A 24,565-nucleotide genomic window follows, 5' to 3' on the forward strand; every position below is an offset into this window, starting at 1 on the left:
GGCCTCTTTTATAAATACTGTTTTTATATACAGTACTTCTGGCATTTGAAATGATCAAGTGGCTTATTCGCCTGGGTAGGAAGAGCAGAAAATAAAGCGATCATCGGCACTGGGTCTATCAGCCCCACGCGCTATGTGATCCGCTTACCGGCGTAACGAGGCGGGTACGGTATACGAAGCCCATGCGCCCGCGCTCAACGGGCAGTTACAACATCTTCATGACGATGCGTTACAGCAGATCGCCTCTCTTGAGGGAGCATGACAAGAGACGACGCTGTCAGTGTGAAATTGTAGGTAAGGGCAGGGGGAACCAGACGCATGAGCCCCCTTGTCAACCCCGAAAATTAACAGGTCTGGCGTGCGCCACCATAAAGTTAATGCCTGTTGTGTCGATATATATTGAGCAACTTTGCCTCTTCCCTGGACCATAATATGCTCAAAAATATACGCGTCATCACCGGCATCATCATTGCCTTGTCGGTATTTTGTCTGCTTCAGCTAGTTACCGGCGGGCTTTTCTACTCTGCTGTCAATAATGACAGAGTGAACTTTCAGAACACGGGCATCCTTAGCGCACAGCAGGAAAATCTTGGCGATAGCGTCAATACGCTTATTAAAACACGCGTCACCGTTACCCGTGTTGCGATCCGCTTTTTAAAAAATCAACGCGATCCGGCATCGCTTGCCAGTATCGATAAGCTACTCACTACGGCTACTGAATCCCTCAATAAAGCCGAGGGGTACTTTAATAACTATAAAAATACACCGCGTGTCGCAGGGCAGGATGCCGGGTTAGCGAATGAAGTTTCGCAAAACATCACCAAAATGCACGACGTACTGCAGCAGTCCATCACCTTCCTGAAGGCAAACAACTACGAAGCTTATGGCAACCTGGATGCCCAACAGGCGCAGGATGATATGGACGCCAGCTATGCGAAATGGCGCACAGAAAACAACACCTTCCTGCAGGCCGCCGCACAGGAAAACCAGAGCAGCTTCACCAGCATGCAATGGACCCTGGGCGTAATTCTGCTGGTGGTGATCGCGGTCATGACGGTGATCTGGCTGGGGCTGCAACATCTGCTGCTCAAACCACTGCACAGCGTGATGGGGCATATTCGCGCTATCGCCGACGGCGACCTGACACAGCCGATCTCCGCCGAAGGCCGCAATGAGATGAGCCAACTGGCCGGTGGCCTGCACGAGATGCAATCCTCGCTGGTCAAAACCGTGAGCGCGGTGCGTAACAGCTCCGATTCGATTTATACCGGTGCGAGTGAAATCTCTACCGGCAACAATGATCTCTCTTCCCGCACCGAACAGCAGGCCTCGTCACTCGAAGAGACCGCCGCCAGTATGGAGCAGTTGACCGCAACGGTGAAACAGAACACCGATAACGCCCGTCAGGCTTCTAACCTGGCGAAAAATGCCTCCGACACCGCAGCACGCGGTGGCCGTGTGGTAAGCGATGTGGTACGCACCATGAGCGAGATCTCCAGCAGTTCGCAGCAAATAGCCCAGATAACCAGCGTGATCGACGCCATTGCCTTCCAGACCAATATCCTCGCCCTGAACGCCGCCGTTGAAGCCGCGCGAGCGGGTGAGCAGGGGCGTGGGTTTGCCGTGGTTGCCGGGGAAGTTCGCACACTGGCCAGCCGCAGTGCGCAGGCGGCAAAAGAGATCAAAACGCTGATTGAAAACTCCGTTAACCGCGTCAATTCCGGCACCTCGCTGGTGGCCGAAGCGGGTAATACCATGCAAGAGATCGTTAATGCCGTAACGCGCGTAACCGATATTATGGGCGAAATCGCGTCAGCCTCGGACGAGCAGAGTAAAGGTATTGAGCAGGTGAGCCTCGCGGTATCGCAAATGGACAGCGTTACCCAGCAGAACGCCTCGCTGGTGCAGGAGTCCGCTGCGGCCTCAGCCGCACTGGAAGAGCAGGCGGAACAACTGCGTCAGGCCGTCGCGGTCTTCCGCGTCAATGGTCACAGCGCGCTGTTGCAAAGCAAACCCGGTAAACCGACCATCGCCCCGCGCACGGCCGTTGCTTCCACCGCACCTGCTGTTGGCGACGGTAACTGGGAAACCTTCTAAATTTATCCCGGCGGGTAACCTGCCGTTATGCCCTATCCCTTAAAGGAGAGGCATGGCAGTAAACCGCACCGTTCTGGCCCCCTCTCTCCAAAGGAGAGAGGGAACAAACCGCGCCATCCCCACACTCACTCCTGTTTTAATTCCCGCAAAACTGACAACAGGTGCGCGGTCGACATCTCATTTTCCCCCTCTCGCCAGGCTAATCCTAACTCCCGCCACAATGCGGGCTTTAAAGGACGAACCGCGACGCGCTTATCAGCGGAGGCGGGCGTGCCCGATTCAAGCGGCAACAGCGTGGCGCCATAACCTGCGCCTACCAGACTTTTTATCGCATCGTTGTAATCAAGTTTGATTCGCGGTACAGGCCGGTGTCCCGTTTTTGCAAGCCACTGATTTGTCAGTTGTGATAAGTGGGTGCCGGAACCATTCAGAATCAGCGGTTTTTCAATCAACCATTGAGGCGACACCACATCCGGCAGATCCCAGTTTGCAGGCAGAAACGCGACAACAGGATCCCGCCGCCAGGCATCAATTTCCAGGCCATTACCCCGCAGTTGTGGGAGCGCAACAATACCGATATCGAGTGAGCCGGATTTCAGTTGCTCAAGCGTTTGTTGAGATGTGAGGACGGTAATCTGTACATCGATATTCGGATGAAGCCGCGCCATTTTTTCAATAGCCTGTGGCAACAGATTGGCGATAGCCCCTGTAGACGCCCCCAGTCTTACCTGTCCGGTCAGGCCCTGCGCCTGGCGCGAGATATCGTCAAGGACATACGCGGCATCAGCAAGTAAGCGGCGCGCATGGGTAACCAGCTTTTCGCCAATCGCCGTCGGCCTGACGTTGCCTCGTGTACGGGAAAGCAATGTCGCCCCCACCCGGTTTTCAAGTTCGGAAATATGCAGGCTGACCGTTGGCGGCGACAAGTGCAGTCGTCCGGCAGCCTCATTGAAAGAGCGGGTATCGGCAATTGTTATCAGTGTGCGTAACTGATCAAGGTTAATCTCACGCATCAACATACCTCAGAAAAACTGAATTTGACGTAAAGATAATTCAACTTTACCCACACTAAAACCTGGCACAACATCAATGTCATAAAATTTTATCCGTGACCGGGAAAACACAATGACTAACGTATTTATCGATGGCGAGCAGGGCACCACAGGCTTACAGATCCATGACCGACTGCGCGCTCGCTCAGACATTACCCTGATGACGCTGCCTGTTTCGCATCGCAAAGACACGCGCCTGCGGGCCGGGATGCTCAACAACTGCGACATCGCAATTTTGTGTTTGCCCGATGAGGCCGCTCGCGAAACGGTGGCCTTGGTGGAAAACCCGCACGTGCGGATTATCGATGCCAGTTCAGCCCACAGGGTTACGCCCGGCTGGACATATGGTTTTCCTGAAATGAGTGCCGAGCAGCCCGAACGCATCCGGACGTCAACGCGCATTACGAACCCTGGCTGTTACCCAACGGGCGCGATTGGTCTTCTGCTCCCGCTGGTCAATGCCGGACTGTTGCCTGCCGATTACCCCCTTTCTATCCATGCTGTTTCCGGCTATTCGGGCGGGGGAAGGGCGGCGATAGAACAGTTCGAAGGCGAGCAAGCCGATTTGGCGCCCGCGTTTCAGGTCTATGGTTTGGGGCTCAGGCACAAACATGTTCCGGAGATTGCGCGCTACGCAGGGCTCTCTGTACCGCCCGTCTTTATGCCTGCCTACGGCGCGTACCGTCAGGGGATCGTGCTGAGTGTGCCGTTGCAGCAACGCTTGCTGCCCAAAAATGCCAGTGCCGTGGCAATCCATGCCTGCCTTACAGAACATTACAGCCATAGCCAACATGTAAAGGTGCTGTCCCACATAACAGCGGGTGATGCAGAGCGCATCAACCCGGAGCGCCTGAACGGCACTAATGACATGGAGCTTGGCGTTTTCTCAAACCCCGAAAATGGACAAATACTGCTGACTGCCGTCTTCGATAACCTGGGCAAAGGGGCATCGGGCGCTGCCGTGCAAAACCTCAATTTGCTCATCGACACCCATTAACACGCGGCCAGGGTGTCGGGCTTTTACGCCCGGCGCCAGCCCCCCGAGCGGACGCTAAGCCGAACATGACGATGTCTCATGTTGCAATGAAATTAACTCGCTTTCTCTCATCCAGAGGCTCTGGCATAAATATGTATTATTAACTTATTGATAACATGAAAACTGCGGAATGAGACACCCGGTCGCTTAATAAAATAAGCCAGTTTTTATGTCAGAACTCAGGGTGTAAAATTACAATGAATAAAGATTTCACATTTACCATTAAAAGCAGTCGCTTCGACGAAAATTATAACCCCTCAGAAAATACCCGTATCACCACTAACTTCGCTAATTTGGCCAGAGGCGACAATCGTCAGGAGAATCTGCGTAATACGCTAGTGATGATTAATAACCGCTTCAATGCCCTGGCCTATTGGGATAACCCGCACGCCAATCGTTATTCTGTTGAACTTGACATTATCTCCGCTGAACTGAATATTGGCGATGAAGGCAATGACATTGCGTTTCCGGCAATTGAAATATTGAAAACGAATATCGTTGATAAAGAAACAAACGAACGCATAGAGGGCATTGTCGGGAATAATTTCTCGTCTTATGTGCGGGATTATGACTTTAGCGTATTGCTCTTAGAGCACAACAAAGGCCAGGGGACGTTCAGTATTCCGGATGATTTTGGCGACTTGCATGGCAAGTTATTTAAGCATTTCGTCAATTCCCATGCCTACAAAGAGAACTTCAAAAAGTCACCGGTGATCTGCCTGAGCGTGTCCAGTAAAGATATCTATCACCGCACGGGCAATCAGCACCCTGTATTAGGCATTGAATACCAGCCCAACGGCACGTCGCTGACGGAGCAGTATTTCAACAAAATGGGCCTGCAGGTTCGCTATTTCATGCCGCAAAATAGCGTTGCGCCGCTGGCTTTTTATTTCTCGGGTGATTTGCTGCGCGATTACACCAGTCTTGAGCTTATCAGTACCATCAGTACGATGGAGACGTTCCAGAAGATTTATCGACCTGAAATCTATAATGCTAACGCTGTCGCCGGTCACTTTTATCAGCCAGACCTGAACCACCAGGATCATTCATTAACCAAAATTGTGTATGACCGTGAAGAGCGCAGCCAACTGGCTATTGAGCAGGGCAAATTTACTGAAGAACACTTTATTAAACCCTACAAAAATATTCTTGAACAATGGTCCGCTAACTTCGCTCTTTAATTAACCAGGATTAAAAGGTCATTTATTATGAAAACATTGCTTCCCACCTCAACGGCTGGCAGTTTACCCAAACCGTCCTGGCTTGCAGAGCCCGAAAAACTGTGGTCGCCCTGGAAATTACAAAATGAAGAGTTAATTGAGGGGAAAAAAGATGCCCTGAGTTTATCTCTCTACGATCAACTGCGGGCAGGGATTGATATTGTCAGCGATGGCGAACAAACGCGCCAACATTTTGTCACGACCTTTATTGAACACCTCAGCGGCGTTGATTTTGAAAAACGCGAGACCGTCAGAATTCGCAATCGCTACGATGCGAGTGTTCCGACCGTGGTAGGTGCGGTGGCGCGTCAAAAACCGGTTTTTGTTGACGATGCCAAATTTTTGCGGCAACTGACTAAACAGCCCATTAAATGGGCGTTGCCCGGGCCGATGACGATGATCGATACGCTCTATGATGCCCATTACAAAAGCCGTGAAAAACTCGCCTGGGAATTTGCAAAAATTCTCAATCAGGAAGCCAAAGAACTAGAGGCTGCGGGTGTTGATATTATCCAGTTTGATGAACCGGCTTTTAATGTCTTCTTCGACGAGGTGAACGACTGGGGTGTTGCCGCATTAGAAAGAGCCATTGAAGGGCTGAAATGCGAAACGGCGGTACACATCTGTTACGGCTATGGCATTAAGGCCAATACCGACTGGAAAAAGACACTGGGCTCTGAGTGGCGGCAATACGAAGAGGCGTTTCCCAAACTGCAAACATCGAATATCGATATCATTTCACTGGAATGCCATAACTCGCGTGTTCCCATGGATCTGCTGGAACTGATTCGCGGTAAGAAAGTGATGGTAGGGGCGATTGACGTGGCGACTTCGACCATCGAAACGCCTGAAGAGGTCGCCAGTACGCTGCGTAAAGCTCTCCAGTTTGTTGATGCCGATAAGCTTTACCCTTCGACTAACTGTGGCATGACGCCGTTATCGCGTCGGGTCGCCAATGGTAAGCTCAACGCATTAAGTGCGGGTGCGGAAATTATCCGCCGGGAACTTGCGGGAAAATAACGCCACCCGTTATTGGTGAATTTAAAGAATGCAGTCCGGGTCAGGTGAGGGGATAAATATCGTCCTTGACTGAATAACCGGACTATGCAATATCTGTGGTGGCCGCGCTAAAAGTTGTAGCACGGCTACTATATCACTTTTTGATTGCTTAAATCCGCAAACAGTATTTATATAATATATTTTTTTTATCCCGTTGTGATTGTTGTGCTCGCTCGTCGGGCGATAATTTATTTAATGCCTCCCTTTGCGATAATAACCTGTTTTATATGTGATTTTTCTTTATAAAATAAATAACATTCAAAACTATTTAATCTTGCTTAATATTAAGTAAGTGTTCCTTAACTAAAATTTTATCTATTGCAGATATAAAGATAAGCCCACCGGCGCCGATAAAAATAAAACTGTATATGCGCTGATGAGGCTGAACATGACCATTCTTAAAAAACTGACCTTAATATTTATTTTTTCAATTGTGATAATGATCACCCTGGGTGGACTTAGTCTGAAAGCGCTCAACAACGCACAAAACAGATTCGAATATGTGACAACCAATAGTATGCCGAGTATCAGTAAACTCAGTGAGGGGTTGCTACACAGGGAAGAGGCGAGGCGTCAGATTCTTATGTCGTTGCTGGTAAACCAGATAGAAGTATTTGAAAAACACATAGGTACAGCAACAAGTGAGTTAAATAAAGTTCAAAGCATATTAAATGAATACCAGTCAAATCTGATTTCAGACCAACATGATGGTGAATTAATTAAAAAAACCATCCGCGCGTTTGAAGACTATAAAGTAAAAGTGATGGACATGAAAAGTGTCTATGAGAAAGAAGGTATTGATGCGGCGAGATTAATGGTATCCGATGGAGGAACTACGGCCACTGCTTCTGTGGCGCTTAGCGCAGCGATACAAGAAATGCTGGAATATAACTATAAAATCGCTGTTAATTATGCCGAAGAGAACCACAATCAATATCACGAAACAGTGTGGTTTTTGAGCATCATCATTATTGTTGCGGTGGCACTTATTGCCCTTTTCTCATGGCAAATCCTGACTTATCTGAAAAAAGGGTTACGTACTCTTCAGGAAAGCATGGCAACCATCAGCGATACGCTGAATCTCACCCTGCGATTAAATATTGATAAAAACGATGAGCTGGGTATTACGGCAAAGAGTTTTAACGGGCTGGTTGAAAAAATCAGAGGGGCATTATCAAGCGTAAAAGATGCAAGTAAAGAAGTCGATACCGCCGCGAATGAAATTGCGGTCAGTAACGACGACCTCTCTTCACGGACTGAATCTCAGGCCTCTTCTCTGGAGGAGACGGCGGCAAGTATGAATGAGTTGTCAGTTACCGTCAGTCACAACATGGATAACGCTAAACAAGCGAATGCGTATATTGGCCAGGTCCAGTCGATAGTCAATGAAAGCCACCAGGAACTCGGTGCGCTGAAAGGGTCTATTGATGATATTTCGTTATCCTCAAGCAAGATTGCAGAAATTACATCCATCATTGACGGCATCGCTTTTCAAACCAATATTCTTGCGCTTAACGCTGCGGTTGAAGCCGCGCGTGCCGGTGAGCAGGGTAAAGGGTTCGCCGTAGTGGCAGGAGAAGTGCGCTCTTTATCCCAGCGCTCCTCCGTTGCTGCCCGCGATATTCGCGACTTAATTGAAGAGGCGCTGAAAAATATCAACAAAGGCGTCGTGTATGCGGCAAGTGTGACAACGAAGATGAATAATGCGCTGGGAATGGTAGATGAAACGACACAGCTTATTAATCAGGTAAACCACTCTTCCGGCGAGCAGAGTTATGGCATCGAACAGGTCAATATTGCAGTAAGCCAAATGGAAGGTAACCTGCAACAGAACGCGGCGATGGTAGAGCAGATGGCCACTGCGGCAAACTCGTTAAGTCAGCAGGCCAGTACACTCTTGAAAGAAGTTGAAGCGTTCCACCTGTAAAGGCCAGTTGATCGCCAATTTACCACCATAGCAGACCTGCATTGTGCCCGTGTCGTGTCAGACACTGATAAAGACACGGGGCAGGCCTGCCTACCGGTCAGTTGTTAAAACAGGCAGCGGACATTTGTCGGGGTCAGGGCTAAATTTCCGTACCTGGCGCGCTTTACGCCAAAGATGGCGCCTTTTGAATGTCTTCGCCCGCACTGAAACGTTATGCTGTCATCCGAAACCCTGATGAGTATTCCCGTTCGGAAATTTAACAATGGCACGTAACCGCACTTTCTCTCTTGATATTGGCTGGAGAACGCTGCTGAAAGACGCAGGTCTCCAGCCTGAACAAATACTGCGCAAAGCCGGCCTGCCTGACGATCTCTTTTCCAGGCCAGATCGCAGACTCGATACAGGCCACTATTTTCGTTTCTGGCGCGCACTGGAGAGGGAAGCAAATGATGCGGCTTTTCCCTTGCGCCTGGTTGAACATGTCTCTGCAGAAATCTTCGACCCTCCTCTTTTCGCGGCGCTGTGCAGTGCAAATATGATGCAGGCCGTGCAGCGACTGGCCAGATATAAACAGCTCATTGCCCCGATGGCCCTTGAGACTACCGTGGATCAAACCGGCAGCCTGACCGTGTCTCCGGGGTGGTTGTTCGCCACAGACATCCCCATATCGTTGCAGGTCGCCGAGCTTGCTTTTTTACTCCGGCTGCTACGACTGGCAACCCGCGAACCGGTTAAGGCACTAAGCGTGGCGATTCCACAGCGCCCGGAAGCTGTTTCGGCGCGCCACTATGAGCGCTTTTTCGGTATCGCCATGCAGTATGGAGAAAAGCCGTACATTCGTTTTTCCGCCACGGATATCCTGCGACCCTTTTTGACGGTAAATGAAGGGATGTGGCAGGTATTTGAGCCTGAATTGCGCCGCCGTCTCAGCCAGTTAGATGAAACGGCTTCCACTGCCGAACGTGTGCGTGCGGTACTTCTGGAACTGCTGCCGGGTAACGAAGCCACGATTGAGAAAACGGCAGAACGTCTGGGGATGAGCAAGCGCACTCTGCAACGCAGGCTTGAAGAAGAAGGGGAAAATTTCCGCGTCCTTATCAATCGCTGTCGGGAAAACCTGGCCCGACACTATCTGAGCAATACCAACCTGTCCGGCTACGAAATTGCCTTCCTGCTTGGCTTTGAAGACCCTAATTCCTTCTACCGCGCCTTTATGGCCTGGACTGGTCAGACGCCAGAAACAGTCAGGGGCTCTCTGCGTCTTAATTAAACTGAACATTTCCCTTCGGCACAAAGCGGTTCTCACCGTCAGATGGCGCGCTTAGCAAGTACTCTGGCGCGTCAGGCAAGAACAATCAGGCATCTGCTCAGGCAAACTGGAGACAGTTCACTCAACGAGGTGCCTATGTTTACTCAAAAAAAGAAAACCGCGCTGGTCACCGGCGCATCGTCAGGCATGGGAAAGGCCATTGCTCGTCGTCTTATTCAGGATGGCTATCAGGTCTACGTGGCTGCCCGCAGTATCGAAAAAATGGCTGACCTTGTCCGGCTCGGCGCACAACCGCTAAGGATGGATATTTCCCGCGATGAGGACATCGTATCCGGCGTGAATACCATTCTGGATCAGACTGGCGGTGTCGATGTGCTGGTCAACAACGCCGGTTTTGGTCTCTACGGCCCGGTAGAAGAGATCGGTATGGACGAAGCACGCTATCAGTTTGAGGTTAATCTTTTCGGTGCCGCGCGGCTCACGCAACTCCTGCTCCCCGCCATGCGGGCCAGACGCGCCGGGCATATTGTTAACATCAGTTCCATGGGAGGAAAGATGTACAGCGTGCTGGGGGCCTGGTATCACGCAACCAAACATGCACTGGAAGGATGGTCGGACTGTTTGCGGCTGGAAGTCGCAGAATTCGGCATAAACGTCGTGATCATCGAACCCGGCGTCATCGAGACAGGTTTCGGTGATGCCGCGAGCAACAGTATTGTCAAACGTTCGGCCAGCGGCCCGTACGGACATCTGGTACAGAAGGTGGCTTCATCAATTAAAAAAACCTACGGGCAGGGGACAGGCAGTGACCCACAGGTCATTGCAGATGTGGTCTCCCGTGCCGTGAACAGCAACAACCCACGTACCCGCTATGCCGTCGGTAAGTTTGCAAAGATGCTCATCCGTATGCGTGTCTGGCTCGGCGATCGTTTGTTCGATCGGCTTATCCTCAGCCAGACACGCTAACAAACGGGCTGGTTTAGTCAGCGAGATAGGGAACAATAGTGACTGTGTTTATGATAACCCCTCTGCGGGTGACTATAAGTCAATCACCAGTTCCCCGGAGTGACTACGGGAGCAGCACAGCGCGATATGTTGCGCGGCGGCGGATTTCTCTGCGGCCGATTGCACGGTATCCCGGTGATCGACAACGCCGTCGACAACCGGCGTCAGGCAGGCCCCACAGATCCCCATCTCGCAGGAAAGCGGTACCGCCACGCCATTATCCTGTAGCACTTGCGCGATACTCTTATTCGCCGGTACCGGCCATTTCTCCCCGCTGGACGCCAGGGTAATCGTAAAGGTCGCTGCATCTTGCGCGATCGCCTCCGGGGCAACAGGCGCAAAGGCCTCGCTGTGGATGTGCGTCTCCGCCCAACCTTTTTTCAGGGCAGCCTCCCTGACCGCCGCCATAAACCCCTCGGGTCCACAGGTGTAAATACGCTGTTCGTCGCCGGGGGCGGAAAGCAGGGTCGCCAGCCACTGACGTGGGCTCTCCCCCTCAGCGGAACAGTGCACCACGCAAATACCGTGTTTGAGTGGTCGGGAGAGTTCGCGCAAAAATGCGGCCTCTTCACGGCGTTTAACAAAATAGTGCAGTACAAATGGCCGGCCTGTGGCCTCCCGTTGCAGCAGCATTGCATACAATGGAGTGATGCCAATCCCCGCCGCCAGTAGCAGAACCGGGCCATCATCGCGCAGAGCAAACAGGTTGCGCGGTGCGGAAATCAGCAGCCTCTGGCCGGGGCGTAGCGTCTGGTGGATATAGCGTGAACCGCCACGCGATGCGCGCTCCTGCGCCACGCAGATAAGGTAACTTCCCGCTCTGTTGTCACCTGTCAGGGAATATTGGCGGATCAGGCCGCAGGGCAGATGCACATCAATATGGGCGCCGGGCTCCCAACCGGGCAGGGGCTCGCCACTGGCGCTAACCAGCCGCACGGCCAGACTTCTGTCACCCTGACACCATAATCCGTCAACCACCACGTTCAGCATCTCGTTCATGGCGCACCTCAAACCAGGAAAAACTCGCCAAAGCCCATTTTTTTCAGGCCACGGCGATAGGCAATTGAACTTCGGTCTGCCGGAATATGGGCTTCCAGCGTCAGATCCAGCGGCAGCCTTTCCGGGCGTTGGGTTTCGACCATCACGCGGTCTTCTTCAAATACGCGCAGGTTAAAGGCATGGACATCCTCAACGGGAACATGCAGATCGAAATTACGTGCGATAGGCGCGAACATGCGGGTCACACGTGATGAGACAGGCGATGCGGCATTCATGATCACCAGCCGCGCCTCGCCGGGAAAATGGATCGTTAACGTGGCGGTAAACGGCAGATGCATTTCGAAATGACGCAACCACTGAAAGCCGTCCGGCGCCTGATGTTGGGAGCTTGCCGGATAATTGCCTACCGAACTCCAGTAATCGGCGACAAACCCGAACTCGGTTTCCTGCGGATTATAATCGGGGACGACCTGGTTGCTGGCATCGGCAAAGGTTGCCGTGTGGATCCAGGCGAAGTGGGCCACATCGAGAAACCCTTCTACCTGCCGTCCGGCGAAACCGTTCACTTCAAAAGCGGGGCAGTTGATCTGCTGAAAACCAGCGTCATCCCAGTGCGGCATTGTTGGCAGTGGCTGGGGGGTTTCCGCGTCAAACGCCAGGCACGTCCAGATGAGACCGTAGCGCTCTTCAACCGCATAGGTTAACAGGTTGAGTTTCGCCGGGACCGCCTGGCCGGGGCTGGAGGGGATGCGGTTGCAACGGCCATCTTCGCCGAAACGAAGCCCGTGGTAGGGGCAGACAATCCCTTCGTCGTCGTGAAAACCGAGCGTTAATGGCACGCCACGATGTGGGCAGACATCGCGGGCGACCACTACCTGACCTTTCACACGGTAAATCACCAGTTGTTCATCCAGCAGCGTGGCTTTGACCGGCGCGGCGCCAATATCACAGGCGCGGGCGACCGGATGCCAGCATTTTGCCAGACGTAACCAGTCCTCCGGTTCGAAGGTGCAACGGGCGGGTGGGGTGGGGAGTGCTGTATTCATGGTCATCCTTCCTGCTCACGGAAAAGCAATTGTTTAATTGTTGTAACTTTATTGTTGTCATATTAGGGTGTGCACATCCATCACCATTAACTCACTGCTCCGTTGCAAAAAAGTGTACAGGTGCTGCATGAGTCCATTTTCGCGTTTCGCCCTCTACTTTGCCGAAGTTGCCCGTAGCGGTAGCCTGCGCCGTGCCGCCGAAAAATTGCATATCTCTCCCTCAGCCATTAACCGACAGATCCTGCAGGCAGAGGAGACGTTTGGTACGCCGCTGTTTGAACGGCTACCGGAAGGCTTACGGATGACCACCGCGGGAGAATTGCTCTACGACAATCTGCTGCGCTGGCAAAAAGAGTTTCAGCTTACCCGGCAGAAATTTGATGAGTTGCAGGGGCTTAAGCGCGGCACGGTTAGCGTGGGGATGGTGCAGGCGCTGGCCGAGGGGAGCTTTGCCAGTGCGCTGGCCGATATTATTAGCGGGCAACCCTGGCTGGAGCTGGTGTTACAGGTCGCGGATAGCCATACCGTCAGCCAGAAAGTGCGGCAGGCGGATCTTGATTTTGGCTTGATCCTCGATCCGGAGGGGCAGACAGGGTTAAACGTGCTGGCGTTCGCCGAGCTGGAGATGGGGGTGGTGATGCGCCCGGATCATGAAATGGCCCAGGCATCGGCATTGTCGTTGGGCGAGCTGAGCGAGGCGCGACATATTCTGCCCGGCGCGCCCCTGATTGTGCATGATCGTGTCGGTATGCTCTATCGCCACTACGATCTGGCCCCGGCAAACACCATCAACTGTAACGATATCCGGCTTATCAAATCGCTGGTGTTAAAGGGGAGCGGCGTGACGGTGCTGAGCCTGCTGGATGTGCTGGATGAGGTGAAGAGCGGGCAACTGGCGTTTGTCCCGCTGCGTAACAAGCTGTTGCGTCCGCTGACTCTGGCGCTGTGCACCGCCCCCTCGCGCCAGCTTTCCCGTCCGGCGCAGATGGTCATCCAGAAGCTGACCGCCGTGATGGAGGAGATGCAGATTCTGCACCCGCCGTTGGTCTGATCCCCGGTGGCGCTGCCGCTTACCGGGGCTACGGTGCATAGCTGTCTGCGAGCAGATTACCCCAATGGCCCGCCCTGAATGGTGTCGCACAGCCCGTTGATAATGCGCTCACCGCTCTCTTCCTTGAGTTCCTGATACCAGGCCTGCGTCAGCGCCATATCCTTACCGTGTGTAACATCGCAGCGTTTACGCGCTTTGAGCACCAGATCGCGCACCCGGTCACAGCGTTGCGCTTCATACTCTTGCAGCGCGCTTTCAATAGTGGTCTGCGTACGGAAAATCTCTCCCAGCACCACAGCATCCTCCATTGCCGCGCAGCCGCCCTGGCCGATATCCGGCGTCGTGCTGTGCCCGGCATCGCCCAGCAATGCCACTTTGCCCCGCACCAGTTTATCGAACGGCTCGATATCATGGATCTCAATGCGGTTGGTGGTCTGCGGATCAAGTGCGGCGATCAGCCGCTGAACCGGCGGCGCCCAGCCGCTAAAATAACGTGTTAAATCGTCACGCAGCGTGGTGCGGTCTTCGGCAAGCCCGGCAGGCAACGGCACATCGAAGAAAAAATAAAAACGTCCATCAGAAACCGGCATCAGCGACACCCGTTTGCCTTCGCCGACAAACGTGGTCCACTGCTCGGCCGGGGCAATCGCCTCGTCGATCTTCACCAGGCCGTTCCAGTTGACGTAACCCGCATAGCGGCGTTGCGGCGTGTAGCCCAACACGTAAGGACGCAGCGCCGAATGGCTGCCGTCGGCGGCAATCAGGAAATCACCGTGCGCTGTAGTGCCATCGGTAAACCATGCGGTAACGCTGTCGGCGTTCTCTTCCACGTTGCTTACACGCTTGCCAAACTGCACCTTATCGCGTCCCCAGTGATTGAGCATTTCGCGCTGCAACTCTGCGCGCGATACCGGGCACGGGCGACCACCAACCCGCTCAACCAGCGGTGCCAGGCTAAATTGCGTCAGGGTTTCACCCTGGCGATAATCTTTATAGGCCATAAAGCGCATTGGGCCGCCGTAAGTCTCCATCATCTCGCCCATACCCAGATGACGCATGCATTTCACGCCGTTGGGCCAGATGGAAATCGCCGCACCGACGGGTTTGATCTCTTTTACCGCCTCAAAGACGTCACACGCGATGCCTGCATTTTTTAACGCTACGGCAGCGCTCAGCCCGCCAATACCTGCGCCAATCACCAGTGCTTTCATTCTGATCTCCTTTTATCTGCGTATCAGAGGTTCAGCAATTTGCGTACCAGAATGTGCAGACGCGTAACCACAGGGTAAAGCGTGCAATGCACTGTTGTGTTGCACTATTGTTGTGCGTATTTGCATTAGTGTTGCCTTTTTGTGAATCAAAAATTTCTTTACTGAATGTCAGGAATCTAAAGTTTCACAGTGATGGCAGGGATCGTTGACTCTGGCCTGCTTTGTGCATCAGGCCGTTGACGCTCATAAATAACAGGATGCAAGACCATGTCTGATGAAAAAAACAACGGTTTATTGTACGGGCTGGAACAGCGGATCCCGCCGCTGCCCGCTTTCTTCAGTGCGTTACAGCATGTGCTGGCCGGGTTAGTCGGGATCATCACGCCGCCGCTCATCATTGGCGCGACGCTGGGGCTGGGCGAGTGGATGCCTTATCTCATCAGCATGTCGTTGCTGGCCTCGGGTATTGGCACGTTTTTACAATCCAACCGCGTATGGGGCATTGGGGCCGGGATGATCTGCATGCAGGGCACCAGCTTTGCGTTTCTCGGCGTGGCTATCGCTGGTGGGATGTGGGTCAAAGGGCAGGGTGGCACCGCCCAGGATGTGATGGCGATGCTGTTTGGTGTGAATGTCGTTGCCGCGCTGGTGCCAATTATCGTCAGCCGTTTTATTGAGCCGCTCAAACGCATCTTTACACCTATCATTACCGGTAGCGTGATTGCCCTGATAGGTATCAGCCTGATTAAAGTCAGCGTGAATAACTGGTGCGGCGGTGTGCAGGCGAAAGATTTTGGCAGCATGAGCAATATCGCCCTTGGCGCAGGCACGCTGGCGGTGATTGTATTACTGAGCTGTGCGAAGAACCGCTGGTTGCGCCTCTCGTCTGTGGTGGTCGGCATTGCTGTAGGCTGTATTGCGGCGGCGCTTGCCGGTAAGTTTCATTTCAATGGCCTGGGCGATACCTGGTTTCGTTTGCCTGCGCTGTTCCCGTTTGGTTTTCAGTTCAATGGCGCCATTTTCCTGCCCGTGGCGCTGGTGTCACTGGTGTGTATTCTTGAGGCCGTAGGCGATCTCACCGCCAACTGTCTTATCTCTCACCAGCCAATTGATGACAGCGCCTTTCGCTCACGGCTGAAAGGCGGCATCCTCGCCGATGGCATCAGTTGTATGATCGCGGCGATGCTCTGCGCTTTTCCGAATACGACCTTTGCGCAAAACAATGGCGTCATCCAGATGACCGGCGTCGCCAGCCGCTTTGTCGGGCGCTATATCGGCGTGGTACTGATTCTGCTTGGGCTGTTTCCGCCGTTTGGTGAAATTCTGCGCCAGATCCCACTGCCGGTACTGGGCGGCGCGACCATGGTGATGTTTGGTTGCGTGGTGGCGGCCGGGATCCGCATCATTACCCAGAACCCGTTAACCCGCCGCGACATGCTGATTGTCGGGCTGGCGTTTGGTTTCGGTATGGGCGTCGAAGCCGTACCCGCTTTTCTCGCCCATTTCCCGGCGATTATCGGTAATCTGTTTGGCTCGGCGGCAACCTGCGGTGGTCTGGTGGCGATTGTGCTGAATCTGATTATTCCGGAAGAAAAACCCGCTACCGCTGCGAAGACAAGGAGTCACGATGATCGCGCTGAATCACTTTAATCAACTGGAAGCTGATGCCGCGATGGCGCTGTTACAGCCTTGCGTTGCGCTCCCTGGCTGGGCGGCGGCGCTGGTTGCCGCGCGTCCGTTTGCCAGTCTTGCCGCGTTGCACCATACCGCGAAGGCGCTGACGCAATCCTGGGGAGGCGCCGAGCTTGAACAGGCGCTGAGCGCGCATCCGCGTATTGGCGAAAAACCTGGCGGGCAGCAGGCGCATGCCGTGTTATCGCGCCAGGAGCAGTCGGCGGTGAACGCAGATGATAGGCAACTGGCCGAGGCGTTACGGTTGGGAAATGCAGATTATGAAGCGCGTTTTGGCCGGGTCTTTTTGATTCGCGCCAAAGGGCGCAGCGCAGAAGAGATCTTAGAAGCGCTCAGGCAACGGCTGACCCACAGTGATGCCGAAGAGACGGCGGTGGCGCTGGAGCAGTTACGGGAAATTACCTTATTACGACTGGCAGGAGCGATTGGCGAATGAGCAGCCTCAGTACACATATTCTTGATATTTCTACCGGCAAACCGGCACCCAGTGTGACGGTGTTTCTGGCGCGTGATGAGCACGTGCTGGCACAGGGCATCACCGACGCGAATGGGCGAATTGGTGCGTTTTCCGTGCCGCTGACGCCGGGGCGTTACCGGCTGGTGGCGCAGACGGGGGAGTGGTTTGCGAAGCAGGATGTGGCGACACTGTTTCCCTGCGCGCAAATTGATTTTGTGGTTGCGCAAGGGGCAGAGGAACATTTCCATCTGCCGTTTTTAATTGCTCCCGGCGGCTGGTCAACCTATCGCGGGAGCTGATTTTGGCTGCGTTTTCACCTGCGGCTGACTCCCCCCGGTGGCGCTACCGCTTACCGGGGCTACGTTCGGTAGGGTAGCCCCGGTAAGGCGCTTGCGCCGCTACCCGGGAAATGTATCACTGCGCGGCCTCATTTCCCCATGCACACTGGCCATTAATCCACGTCTCGCTGATATTGCGCTCATCGCCGAGGGTCATCAGCACAAACAATTGCTCATAAATATCCTTGCTGCGCTCGTTACGCAGGCGCTGCAACGGCGTGACTGCCGGGTCGATAACCACAAAATCGGCCTCTTTCCCGACGGCGAAATTGCCAATTCTATCGTCCAGACGCAAGGCATGAGCGCCGCCAAGGGTGGCGTGGTAAAACGCTTCGCTGGCGCGCAGACGATAGCTTTGCAACTGGCCCACTTTATAGGCCTCACCCAGCGTACGTAGCATACTGAACGTGGTGCCTGCGCCTACATCCGTGCCAATGCCCATACGTACCTTGTACTGCCAACTGGCGGGCAGGCGGAACAACCCGCTGCCGAGAAACAGATTCGAGGTCGGGCAGAACGCCACCGCGGAGCCGGTATCATGCAGACACTGCCACTCCTCATCATGCAAATGGATGCCATGCGCAAATACGCTGCCCTCGCCGGTCAGCCCATAATGATGGTAAACATCGAGATAGCGTGCATGCTCTGGCCAGAGATCGTTCACCCACGCCACTTCATTAGGGTTTTCACTTAAATGCGTCTGTAGCCAGGTCTGCGGAAATTCCTCGCGCAAACGGCGCACCGCATCAAGCAGCTCGGGTGTCGAGGTCGGCGCAAAGCGTGGCGTAAGGGCGTAGCCCAGTCGCCCCTGGTGTTGCCAGCGCTGGATCAACTCACGTGTTTGCCGGTAACTCTCTTCGGCGGTTTCACTCAGGTAATCGGGTGCATGGCGATCCATCATCACTTTACCGGCGATCAGGCGCATGTTGAGGCGCAACGCTTCGCTAAACAGGGCATTGACCGACTCCGGATGCAGCGTGCAGAACACCATTGCCGTGGTGGTACCGTGGCTTAGCAACTGACCAATAAAGAAACGGGCAATCTCTGCCGCGTAAGCCTCATCGGCAAACTGGCTCTCTACCGGGAAAGTGTAGGTGGTCAGCCACTCCAGCAGTTGTTCGCCAAACGCGCCAATCATCTCCGTTTGCGGGTAATGCACATGGGCATCGATAAAGCCAGGCATCAGCAGCTTACCGCGCCTGTCGGTGTAGCCTTTTTGCGCATCCAGATGTTGTTCTCCCTCCTGCCAGGTCATTCGCGCCTGGATCTTTCCGTCGCGAATAAACAGCAGCCCGTCCTCAATAAAACGCGCATTAAGGGCGATATCGTCTGCGTTTTCGCAGACCTGGGCAATATCAAACAGCGCACCGCGAATCGCGACATGGTAGTCAATCATCTTTTCTGCCTTCATTGTTTCCGTACGGGTAAAAAAGTAATGCAAGATGAGTGCCAGCGTATGGCGAGGCGTGGGGAGTGGAACCCATTTACACCGGGTTGTAGTTTAAGTGTGAAAAGCCGGTATTCAGTGGTGAGAAGCGCGCGCGTGCATCTTCCGGAAGTGCACACGGGGTCAGTGCTAACGGCGAAAAGAGACGCTTTTATTACAATTAAAAGCAAGCTGATTGGGTTTTGTTTTCACGCCATCAGAGACGCCACGGCTAAAGTCCCTCAAATTTTCGAAACATCCAGCCCGGCTGCTTTCAGGCGATTGACAATTTTAATCATTTTACTGACCACTGTTCTGAATGATTGATTGACGCCAATTCGGTCACACACCACGTCGCTAGGGACATGCTTCAACTCATCAGCATATTTAATAAGTTGCAGGTGCATTTCAGCCGATTTAGCGCGAGGTGGTGCGTCACGCAGAGCCTTTTTAATCTCTGCATAAATCTGTTCCTGATTATCCATTAAGTAAGCCTTAATTGTTTCGCTGCTAAGCAATACTGAGAATCATTTACTTTTAACACATATTCAAGTGATCAATGGAAGGTATTGTCTCCACATTATGAAGATATATCCTCGTTGTAAATTTTAGCAGCTTCTTATGCCTTTTCACCCCGTTGTCGGCAGGCCCCTATGGTACAAATTTTTTGTTGTGTCCGCGTTTATAGCAGCCGTTTTTGACAGAAGGACCGCGGTGCTCTGTGGCTTTTGCGCCTCTTACGAAACCCAGCGTACGGCCATGGATATCGGCATTATGTAAGAGCCCGGACAGGGGCTCACGTAACGTGGTCGCTAAGAATAATAAAATAAGAATACGCGGGGGAGGACTTTATATTCATGGTGTGAATATTTGAAATGTTTGAAATAGAGGAAATTAAGCAATACACTCACTTCCCCCATTAATTTCCCGGAAGACGGAAAGTGAAATTATTCTCAACACAACGAACTGATGCCTGGTTATTAACAGAAGATTTAGCTGAAAGCTTTCAGCGTTATATCGTGGACAACAGAGACTATTTTTCGCACTTTGAACCTTTACGCGATGAAGCGTACTTTTCCATAGAAAACATTATCGCCAGGATAAAAGCCTCTTGTAATGAATTCGAAGAAAAGAAAAATCTGTCAATTGTCTTTACGATGCAAGGCGAGAAGAAAATAATTGGCAACGTCAACTTTACTAATTTTGTCTATGGCGTTTTTCAGGCGTGTTACCTTGGGTTTTCAATTGATCTCGCTTATCAGGGTAAAGGCCTGATGCAGGAAGTGCTCAGCGAGGCGATTCACCATATCCATAAACATTATGGTTTGCATCGTATTATGGCGAATCACCTTCCTGATAATCTACGCAGCGCAAATACCCTTAAACGACTTGGGTTTATTAAAGAGGGATATGCCAGTTCTTATCTCAAAATAAACGGTAAGTGGCAGGATCACGTTCTCAATTCGCTTGTTCTCCCGGAGAATTAATTCACAGGAACAGTCAAAAAAGAAACAACGCAAGGGTGCTGGCATACCGCTTTATCGCGTTATCAAAGGCTTCACCGCTCAGCAGTCCTCGCGTTTTTCAGCCCATTTGAGCATTGCATCGAGTGCCGGGCAAAGCGCCTGGCCCCACTCGGTGAGTCGATATTCTACCTTTGGCGGCACTTGCGGATACACCGTGCGCGAGACGAGGCCATCGGACTCCAGTTGTCGCAACTGCTGGGCGAGCATCTTCTGCGAAATAGCGGGGATCAGTTTTTCAAAATCTGAATAGCGCTGTACTTTTCCATCGAACAAATGAAAAAGAATAATTAATTTCCAGCGGCCTTCGAGAAGGCGCAGAACCTGTTCCACGCCGCTTGCGGCAGTTTCCGGCGTATATAACTTACTCATAATTCAGTAGCTCACTTTTTCGTGCGTACTTGTTAATTTCACAGTCTATGTTGAATATACCCGCACTGTAAATAACGGGAGTCAGGAGCCATGTCTTTACTATTACCGCATGCTATTGCGACCTATTTTGCGATAAGTAATGGCGGCGATATCGCCAGCGTTCAGCACTGTTTTACCACCGACGCTATTGTAAAAGATGAAGGTAAAACCCATCAGGGGCACACGGCGATCGCGGCATGGCAACGTGCCGCGCAGGCCGCGTTTGACTACAGCGTTGAGCCGCTTGAAATGCATAGCGAAGGCGAGCGGGTCATCGTCACTTCGAAGGTTGTCGGCAATTTTCCCGGCAGCCCGGTAACGCTCAGGCATGCCTTCGGGCTGGTGGGTGACAAAATCAATACACTGGAGATTGTATGATGGCCTTAGATCTTGATTTCCAGGGCAAACGCGTGCTGGTGACCGCAGGCACCAAAGGCGTTGGCAAAGCGGTCGTCGGGCTATTAAAACAGTTGGGTGCCACAGTGTTAACCACCGCGCGTCATGTACCGACGGAATCGGTTGCCGATGCCTTCGTGGCGGCAGATCTCACCACGATAGAAGGCTGTGCCTGCGTGGCGCAAGCTGTGCAAGTACACCTGGGGGGTGTAGACGTCATCATTCATGTGGCGGGGGGCTCTACGTCACCCGGCGGCGGGTTTGCGGCGCTGGGCGAAGAGGAGTGGCAGCAGGAACTCAACCTTAATTTACTGCCCGCGGTACGCCTGGATCGGGCACTGCTACCAGGGATGCTGGCGCAGGGGAGTGGGGTAATCATCCACGTCACCTCTATCCAGCGTGAGCTGCCGTTACCGGAATCGACAACCGGCTACGCGGCGGCCAAAGCGGCGCTCTCGGCGTACAGCAAAAGCCTGTCGAAAGAGGTGTCGCCAAAAGGCATTCGCGTGGTTCGCGTTGCCCCCGGCTGGATTGAAACAGAAGCCTCGGTAGCAATGGCGGAGCGACTGGCGCAGCAGGCGGGAACCGATTACGAAGGCGGAAAGCAGATAATCATGAAGGCACTCGGTGGGATCCCGCTGGGGCGCCCATCAAAACCCCTTGAAGTGGCGAATCTTATTGCTTTTCTGGCGTCATCGTATGCCGCCGCCATCACCGGCACGGAATATGTGATAGATGGTGGTACCGTTCCAACAGTGTAACCCTGGCTTAATCGGCTTGTATTCGAGCCGATTAAGACCATTCGCAAGCCGGACTTTTACGGTGTAAAAGCAAAAATTAAAGGTTCAGCCCGCCCGCGATAGTAAAAACGCCGCCGGTGATATCCCTTACGGATCGGCAAGATAAGTCACCATGGCGGCAACCTCTTCGAGTGTGCCAATAAAACTTGCGATCCTGAAAATAAACCAGCCAGCATCTTTCTAATTAAAAGAACAATTAAAAATAACCTTTTTTGTATAATCACTGAACGACTATGATATCTATTATCATTTCACCAACAACATCCTGAATTATATAACCTGCGGATTAACGGATAGCTATTATTCAGCGTTAATACAATCTTAAGATTGAATAGCCACAATCGTGGAATGCGCATTTTTATATATGAGCAATACTGGTGTTATTAACCTGCACATTTACTGGAAAACAGAAACATGCATCTTGAACGACACAGCATTGAAAGCGTGGGATGGTTGAGGGCTGCTGTACTGGGGGCGAATGACGGCATTGTTTCCACTGCCAGTCTTGTGCTTGGGGTGGCGTCTGCAAAGCCTGAGCCTTCAGCCATTTTACTGGCGGGTGTTGCCGGGCTGGTGGCTGGGGCGATGTCGATGGCAACCGGGGAGTATGTTTCCGTCTCCTCTCAGTCTGATACAGAAAACGCGGCGCTCGCCCAGGAAAAAAAGGAACTGGAAACAGATTATCAGGGAGAGGTACTGGAGCTGACTTCCCTGTATATGCAACGGGGGCTGGAGCCCGCCATTGCCAGGCAGGTTGCAGAGCAGCTTATGAAGAAAGATGCGCTTGATGCCCATGCCAGGGAAGAACTTGGGCTGACAGCTACGAACTCTGCGCGGCCTTTGCAGGCGGCCCTCTTTTCGGCTGGGAGCTTTTCTGCCGGTGCGGCGTTGCCCCTCATCGTTGCCTGGCTCGCTCCCGCAGCGCTGGTTTCGTTCTTTATTATTCTTTCGACCCTGTTATCACTTGCTGTCCTGGGTTATATATCCTCGGCGGTGAGCAAAGCCAATCCGGTCAGGGCCATCATCAGGATTACCTTCTGGAGCACTATGGCCATGGTTTTGTCGATGGGAATCGGTCATCTTGCCGGGCAAGCTCTGTTTTAGCGCGCGTTAATTCTCTTGAAAGAGAAACAGTGTCAGTGAACCGTTGAAAACAGTTGGCGGGTCGGCAACGTTGCCGGGCAAACGTCAATCATGGGGCTACCCATAACGCGATAAGATAATTCACTTCACTGGACGGGTCTCATGACGTTTATGAACATTTACCGTTCATGTTGAATTGAGAAAAGCCCCGGTTAAAACCCTGACCGGGGTCTTCACATAAGATAAGCGATAACTTTACAGACCCAGTTCCGAAAGACCTGGGTGATCGTCCGGGCGACGTCCCAACGGCCAGTGGAATTTGCGCTCACTCTCTTTAATCGGCATATCGTTGATACAGGCGAAACGGCGGCGCATCAGGCCATCGGCTTCAAATTCCCAGTTTTCGTTGCCGTAAGAGCGGAACCAGTTACCCGAATCATCATGCCATTCATAGGCGTACCGCACGGCGATACGGTTGTCAGTAAACGCCCATAACTCCTTAATCAGGCGATACTCCAGCTCTTTTTTCCATTTGCGGCTGAGAAATTCTTTGGCCTCTTTACGATTATTGGCAAATTCAGCGCGGTTACGCCATTGCGTATCCAGCGAGTAGGCCAGCGCTACTTTTTCGGCATCGCGGCTGTTCCAGCCATCTTCTGCGAGGCGCACTTTTTCAATCGCCGATTCGCGCGTGAAAGGAGGAAGGGGCGGGCGAGGTTGAATATCGGGCATGCTTACGTCTCCTGCAAATGTGGATATTTCAAAAGAAAGCGTTTTTGTTACTCAGGCCTTATGCAGGGGCCTGCTCCAGCAAAAGTTTCGCAACATCCCTTGCATTGTCGGCGGCGCTGTTATCCCCCATCACATAGGCGAGGGTGATGGCGCCTTCCATCAGAATCAGCAGTTGTCTGGCCAGCGCGGCCGGTTGTTGAATGTTTAGTTGCGTAGTGAGTTCGAGCGTGTAATCGAGCAATTTTTGTTTATGCCGTTTTGCTATCTGGCGGACGGGATCGTCAGGATCACCCACTTCTCCGGCCGTGTTGATAAATGCGCAACCGCGAAAACCGTCTGACTCAAACCAGCTCTTGAGCACGCTGAACATATTCAGAATGCGAGCCTGAGGCGTATCGCCTTTATCAGATTCTGTTCTGAACCACTGCATCCAGCGTTCATCACGCGCATTCAACGCGGCGGCTGCCACGTCATCCTTGGTCGCGAAATAGCGATAAATACTTTTCCTTGCTACGCCTGAGGTCTTAACCAGAAGGTCCATGCCAGTGGCGTGGATACCGTTCTGATAGATCAACTGTTCAGCGGTAGTCAGGATTTTTTCTCGGGTAGTGCCTGGCGTCTTGTTCATGTGATAAAGGTAGAACGATCGTTCTACCTCGTCAACACTTATCTGCAAAAAGTTACTGAGCCGCTTCCCGGCCAACGCAGACGCTGCTTGCCGTGCTGCGCAACGC

24 protein-coding genes are annotated in these 24,565 nt (G+C 52.7%); 15 read left to right on the forward strand and 9 right to left on the reverse strand.

Annotated elements, in window-relative coordinates; translation table 11 throughout:
- Nucleotides 1-432: 432 nt before the first annotated feature.
- A complete protein-coding gene (locus C5523_RS11640) occupies nucleotides 433-2,097 on the forward strand; it encodes a methyl-accepting chemotaxis protein (protein WP_041851508.1) in 1,665 nt (554 codons plus the stop codon).
- Nucleotides 2,098-2,222: 125 nt separating this feature from the next.
- Here C5523_RS11640 and C5523_RS11645 read toward each other — a convergent pair whose 3' ends face one another.
- A complete protein-coding gene (locus C5523_RS11645) occupies nucleotides 2,223-3,110 on the reverse strand; it encodes a LysR family transcriptional regulator (protein WP_108701137.1) in 888 nt (295 codons plus the stop codon).
- Between the two features lie 112 nt (nucleotides 3,111-3,222).
- On the opposite strand from C5523_RS11645, the gene argC reads away from it, so the two are divergent.
- From argC to C5523_RS11675, 6 genes are all read left to right on the forward strand, one after another.
- Nucleotides 3,223-4,146 (forward strand): N-acetyl-gamma-glutamyl-phosphate reductase, encoded by a 924-nt coding sequence (gene argC / locus C5523_RS11650; protein ID WP_108701138.1) that lies wholly within the window; start codon nucleotides 3,223-3,225, stop codon nucleotides 4,144-4,146.
- 236 nt (nucleotides 4,147-4,382) lie between these two features.
- Nucleotides 4,383-5,366: a DUF1852 domain-containing protein gene (locus C5523_RS11655; protein ID WP_108701139.1), complete on the forward strand. Its 984-nt coding sequence runs from the start codon at nucleotides 4,383-4,385 to the stop codon at nucleotides 5,364-5,366.
- Between the two features lie 27 nt (nucleotides 5,367-5,393).
- On the forward strand, nucleotides 5,394-6,425 hold the full coding sequence (locus C5523_RS11660) for a methionine synthase (protein WP_071195310.1): 1,032 nt from the start codon (nucleotides 5,394-5,396) through the stop codon (nucleotides 6,423-6,425).
- A gap of 427 nt (nucleotides 6,426-6,852) precedes the next feature.
- The gene (locus C5523_RS11665; protein ID WP_041851503.1) at nucleotides 6,853-8,391 is read left to right on the forward strand and encodes a methyl-accepting chemotaxis protein; all 1,539 of its coding nucleotides are present in this window, start codon (nucleotides 6,853-6,855) and stop codon (nucleotides 8,389-8,391) included.
- 262 nt (nucleotides 8,392-8,653) lie between these two features.
- Nucleotides 8,654-9,661 (forward strand): AraC family transcriptional regulator, encoded by a 1,008-nt coding sequence (locus C5523_RS11670; RefSeq protein ID WP_041851502.1) that lies wholly within the window; start codon nucleotides 8,654-8,656, stop codon nucleotides 9,659-9,661.
- 135 nt (nucleotides 9,662-9,796) lie between these two features.
- Nucleotides 9,797-10,627, forward strand: a complete 831-nt coding sequence (locus C5523_RS11675) for an oxidoreductase (protein ID WP_041851501.1) — start codon at nucleotides 9,797-9,799, stop codon at nucleotides 10,625-10,627.
- A gap of 72 nt (nucleotides 10,628-10,699) precedes the next feature.
- On the opposite strand, the gene C5523_RS11680 is transcribed toward C5523_RS11675, so the two are convergent.
- Nucleotides 10,700-11,665 (reverse strand): PDR/VanB family oxidoreductase, encoded by a 966-nt coding sequence (locus C5523_RS11680; protein ID WP_108701140.1) that lies wholly within the window; start codon nucleotides 11,663-11,665, stop codon nucleotides 10,700-10,702.
- A gap of 8 nt (nucleotides 11,666-11,673) precedes the next feature.
- Nucleotides 11,674-12,711 (reverse strand): molybdenum cofactor-independent xanthine hydroxylase subunit HpxD, encoded by a 1,038-nt coding sequence (gene hpxD, locus C5523_RS11685; RefSeq protein ID WP_108701141.1) that lies wholly within the window; start codon nucleotides 12,709-12,711, stop codon nucleotides 11,674-11,676.
- Nucleotides 12,712-12,838: 127 nt separating this feature from the next.
- Here hpxD and hpxR point away from each other — a divergent pair, with 127 nt between their 5' ends.
- Nucleotides 12,839-13,762, forward strand: a complete 924-nt coding sequence (hpxR, locus tag C5523_RS11690; RefSeq protein ID WP_108701142.1) for a LysR family hpxDE operon transcriptional regulator HpxR — start codon at nucleotides 12,839-12,841, stop codon at nucleotides 13,760-13,762.
- Between the two features lie 56 nt (nucleotides 13,763-13,818).
- On the opposite strand, the gene hpxO is transcribed toward hpxR, so the two are convergent.
- Complete coding sequence (gene hpxO / locus C5523_RS11695) at nucleotides 13,819-14,973, reverse strand: FAD-dependent urate hydroxylase HpxO (protein WP_108701143.1); 1,155 nt, start codon at nucleotides 14,971-14,973, stop codon at nucleotides 13,819-13,821.
- Nucleotides 14,974-15,240: 267 nt separating this feature from the next.
- On the opposite strand from hpxO, the gene C5523_RS11700 reads away from it, so the two are divergent.
- From C5523_RS11700 to uraH, 3 genes are read left to right on the forward strand one after another with little or no spacing between them, the layout of a single operon-like run.
- Entirely contained in the window at nucleotides 15,241-16,623 is a 1,383-nt protein-coding gene (locus C5523_RS11700) for a nucleobase:cation symporter-2 family protein (RefSeq protein ID WP_071195303.1), read from the forward strand.
- A complete protein-coding gene (uraD, locus tag C5523_RS11705) occupies nucleotides 16,601-17,101 on the forward strand; it encodes a 2-oxo-4-hydroxy-4-carboxy-5-ureidoimidazoline decarboxylase (RefSeq protein ID WP_041851495.1) in 501 nt (166 codons plus the stop codon). The genes C5523_RS11700 and uraD overlap by 23 nt, the downstream gene beginning before the upstream one ends.
- Nucleotides 17,098-17,421, forward strand: a complete 324-nt coding sequence (uraH, locus tag C5523_RS11710) for a hydroxyisourate hydrolase (RefSeq protein ID WP_108701144.1) — start codon at nucleotides 17,098-17,100, stop codon at nucleotides 17,419-17,421. The genes uraD and uraH overlap by 4 nt, the downstream gene beginning before the upstream one ends.
- Before the next feature lie 115 nt (nucleotides 17,422-17,536).
- On the opposite strand, the gene guaD is transcribed toward uraH, so the two are convergent.
- Both guaD and C5523_RS11720 read right to left on the reverse strand, forming a co-directional pair.
- Nucleotides 17,537-18,856 (reverse strand): guanine deaminase, encoded by a 1,320-nt coding sequence (gene guaD / locus C5523_RS11715; RefSeq protein WP_108701145.1) that lies wholly within the window; start codon nucleotides 18,854-18,856, stop codon nucleotides 17,537-17,539.
- A gap of 272 nt (nucleotides 18,857-19,128) precedes the next feature.
- A complete protein-coding gene (locus C5523_RS11720) occupies nucleotides 19,129-19,371 on the reverse strand; it encodes a hypothetical protein (protein ID WP_041851492.1) in 243 nt (80 codons plus the stop codon).
- 456 nt (nucleotides 19,372-19,827) lie between these two features.
- On the opposite strand from C5523_RS11720, the gene C5523_RS11725 reads away from it, so the two are divergent.
- Nucleotides 19,828-20,373, forward strand: coding sequence for a GNAT family N-acetyltransferase (locus C5523_RS11725; RefSeq protein ID WP_108701146.1), 546 nt, complete (start codon nucleotides 19,828-19,830; stop codon nucleotides 20,371-20,373).
- A 78-nt stretch (nucleotides 20,374-20,451) separates the two neighbouring features.
- Here C5523_RS11725 and C5523_RS11730 read toward each other — a convergent pair whose 3' ends face one another.
- On the reverse strand, nucleotides 20,452-20,781 hold the full coding sequence (locus tag C5523_RS11730) for a helix-turn-helix domain-containing protein (protein WP_041851490.1): 330 nt from the start codon (nucleotides 20,779-20,781) through the stop codon (nucleotides 20,452-20,454).
- Between the two features lie 90 nt (nucleotides 20,782-20,871).
- Here C5523_RS11730 and C5523_RS11735 point away from each other — a divergent pair, with 90 nt between their 5' ends.
- From C5523_RS11735 to C5523_RS11745, 3 genes are all read left to right on the forward strand, one after another.
- Nucleotides 20,872-21,198 carry a nuclear transport factor 2 family protein gene (locus tag C5523_RS11735; protein ID WP_108701147.1) on the forward strand — a complete coding sequence of 109 codons (327 nt, stop codon included), beginning with the start codon at nucleotides 20,872-20,874 and terminating at the stop codon, nucleotides 21,196-21,198.
- Nucleotides 21,198-21,977: an SDR family oxidoreductase gene (locus C5523_RS11740; RefSeq protein WP_079498135.1), complete on the forward strand. Its 780-nt coding sequence runs from the start codon at nucleotides 21,198-21,200 to the stop codon at nucleotides 21,975-21,977. The genes C5523_RS11735 and C5523_RS11740 overlap by 1 nt, the downstream gene beginning before the upstream one ends.
- Before the next feature lie 453 nt (nucleotides 21,978-22,430).
- Nucleotides 22,431-23,120 carry a VIT family protein gene (locus tag C5523_RS11745; RefSeq protein ID WP_079498031.1) on the forward strand — a complete coding sequence of 230 codons (690 nt, stop codon included), beginning with the start codon at nucleotides 22,431-22,433 and terminating at the stop codon, nucleotides 23,118-23,120.
- A gap of 234 nt (nucleotides 23,121-23,354) precedes the next feature.
- Here C5523_RS11745 and C5523_RS11750 read toward each other — a convergent pair whose 3' ends face one another.
- Nucleotides 23,355-23,831: a nuclear transport factor 2 family protein gene (locus C5523_RS11750; protein WP_108701148.1), complete on the reverse strand. Its 477-nt coding sequence runs from the start codon at nucleotides 23,829-23,831 to the stop codon at nucleotides 23,355-23,357.
- Between the two features lie 58 nt (nucleotides 23,832-23,889).
- A complete protein-coding gene (locus C5523_RS11755) occupies nucleotides 23,890-24,459 on the reverse strand; it encodes a TetR/AcrR family transcriptional regulator (protein ID WP_108702312.1) in 570 nt (189 codons plus the stop codon).
- Between the last annotated feature and the right edge of the window lie 106 nt (nucleotides 24,460-24,565).

This window comes from Phytobacter sp. SCO41, assembly GCF_003073275.1.
GTDB classification, from domain to species: Bacteria; Pseudomonadota; Gammaproteobacteria; order Enterobacterales; family Enterobacteriaceae; genus Phytobacter; species Phytobacter diazotrophicus.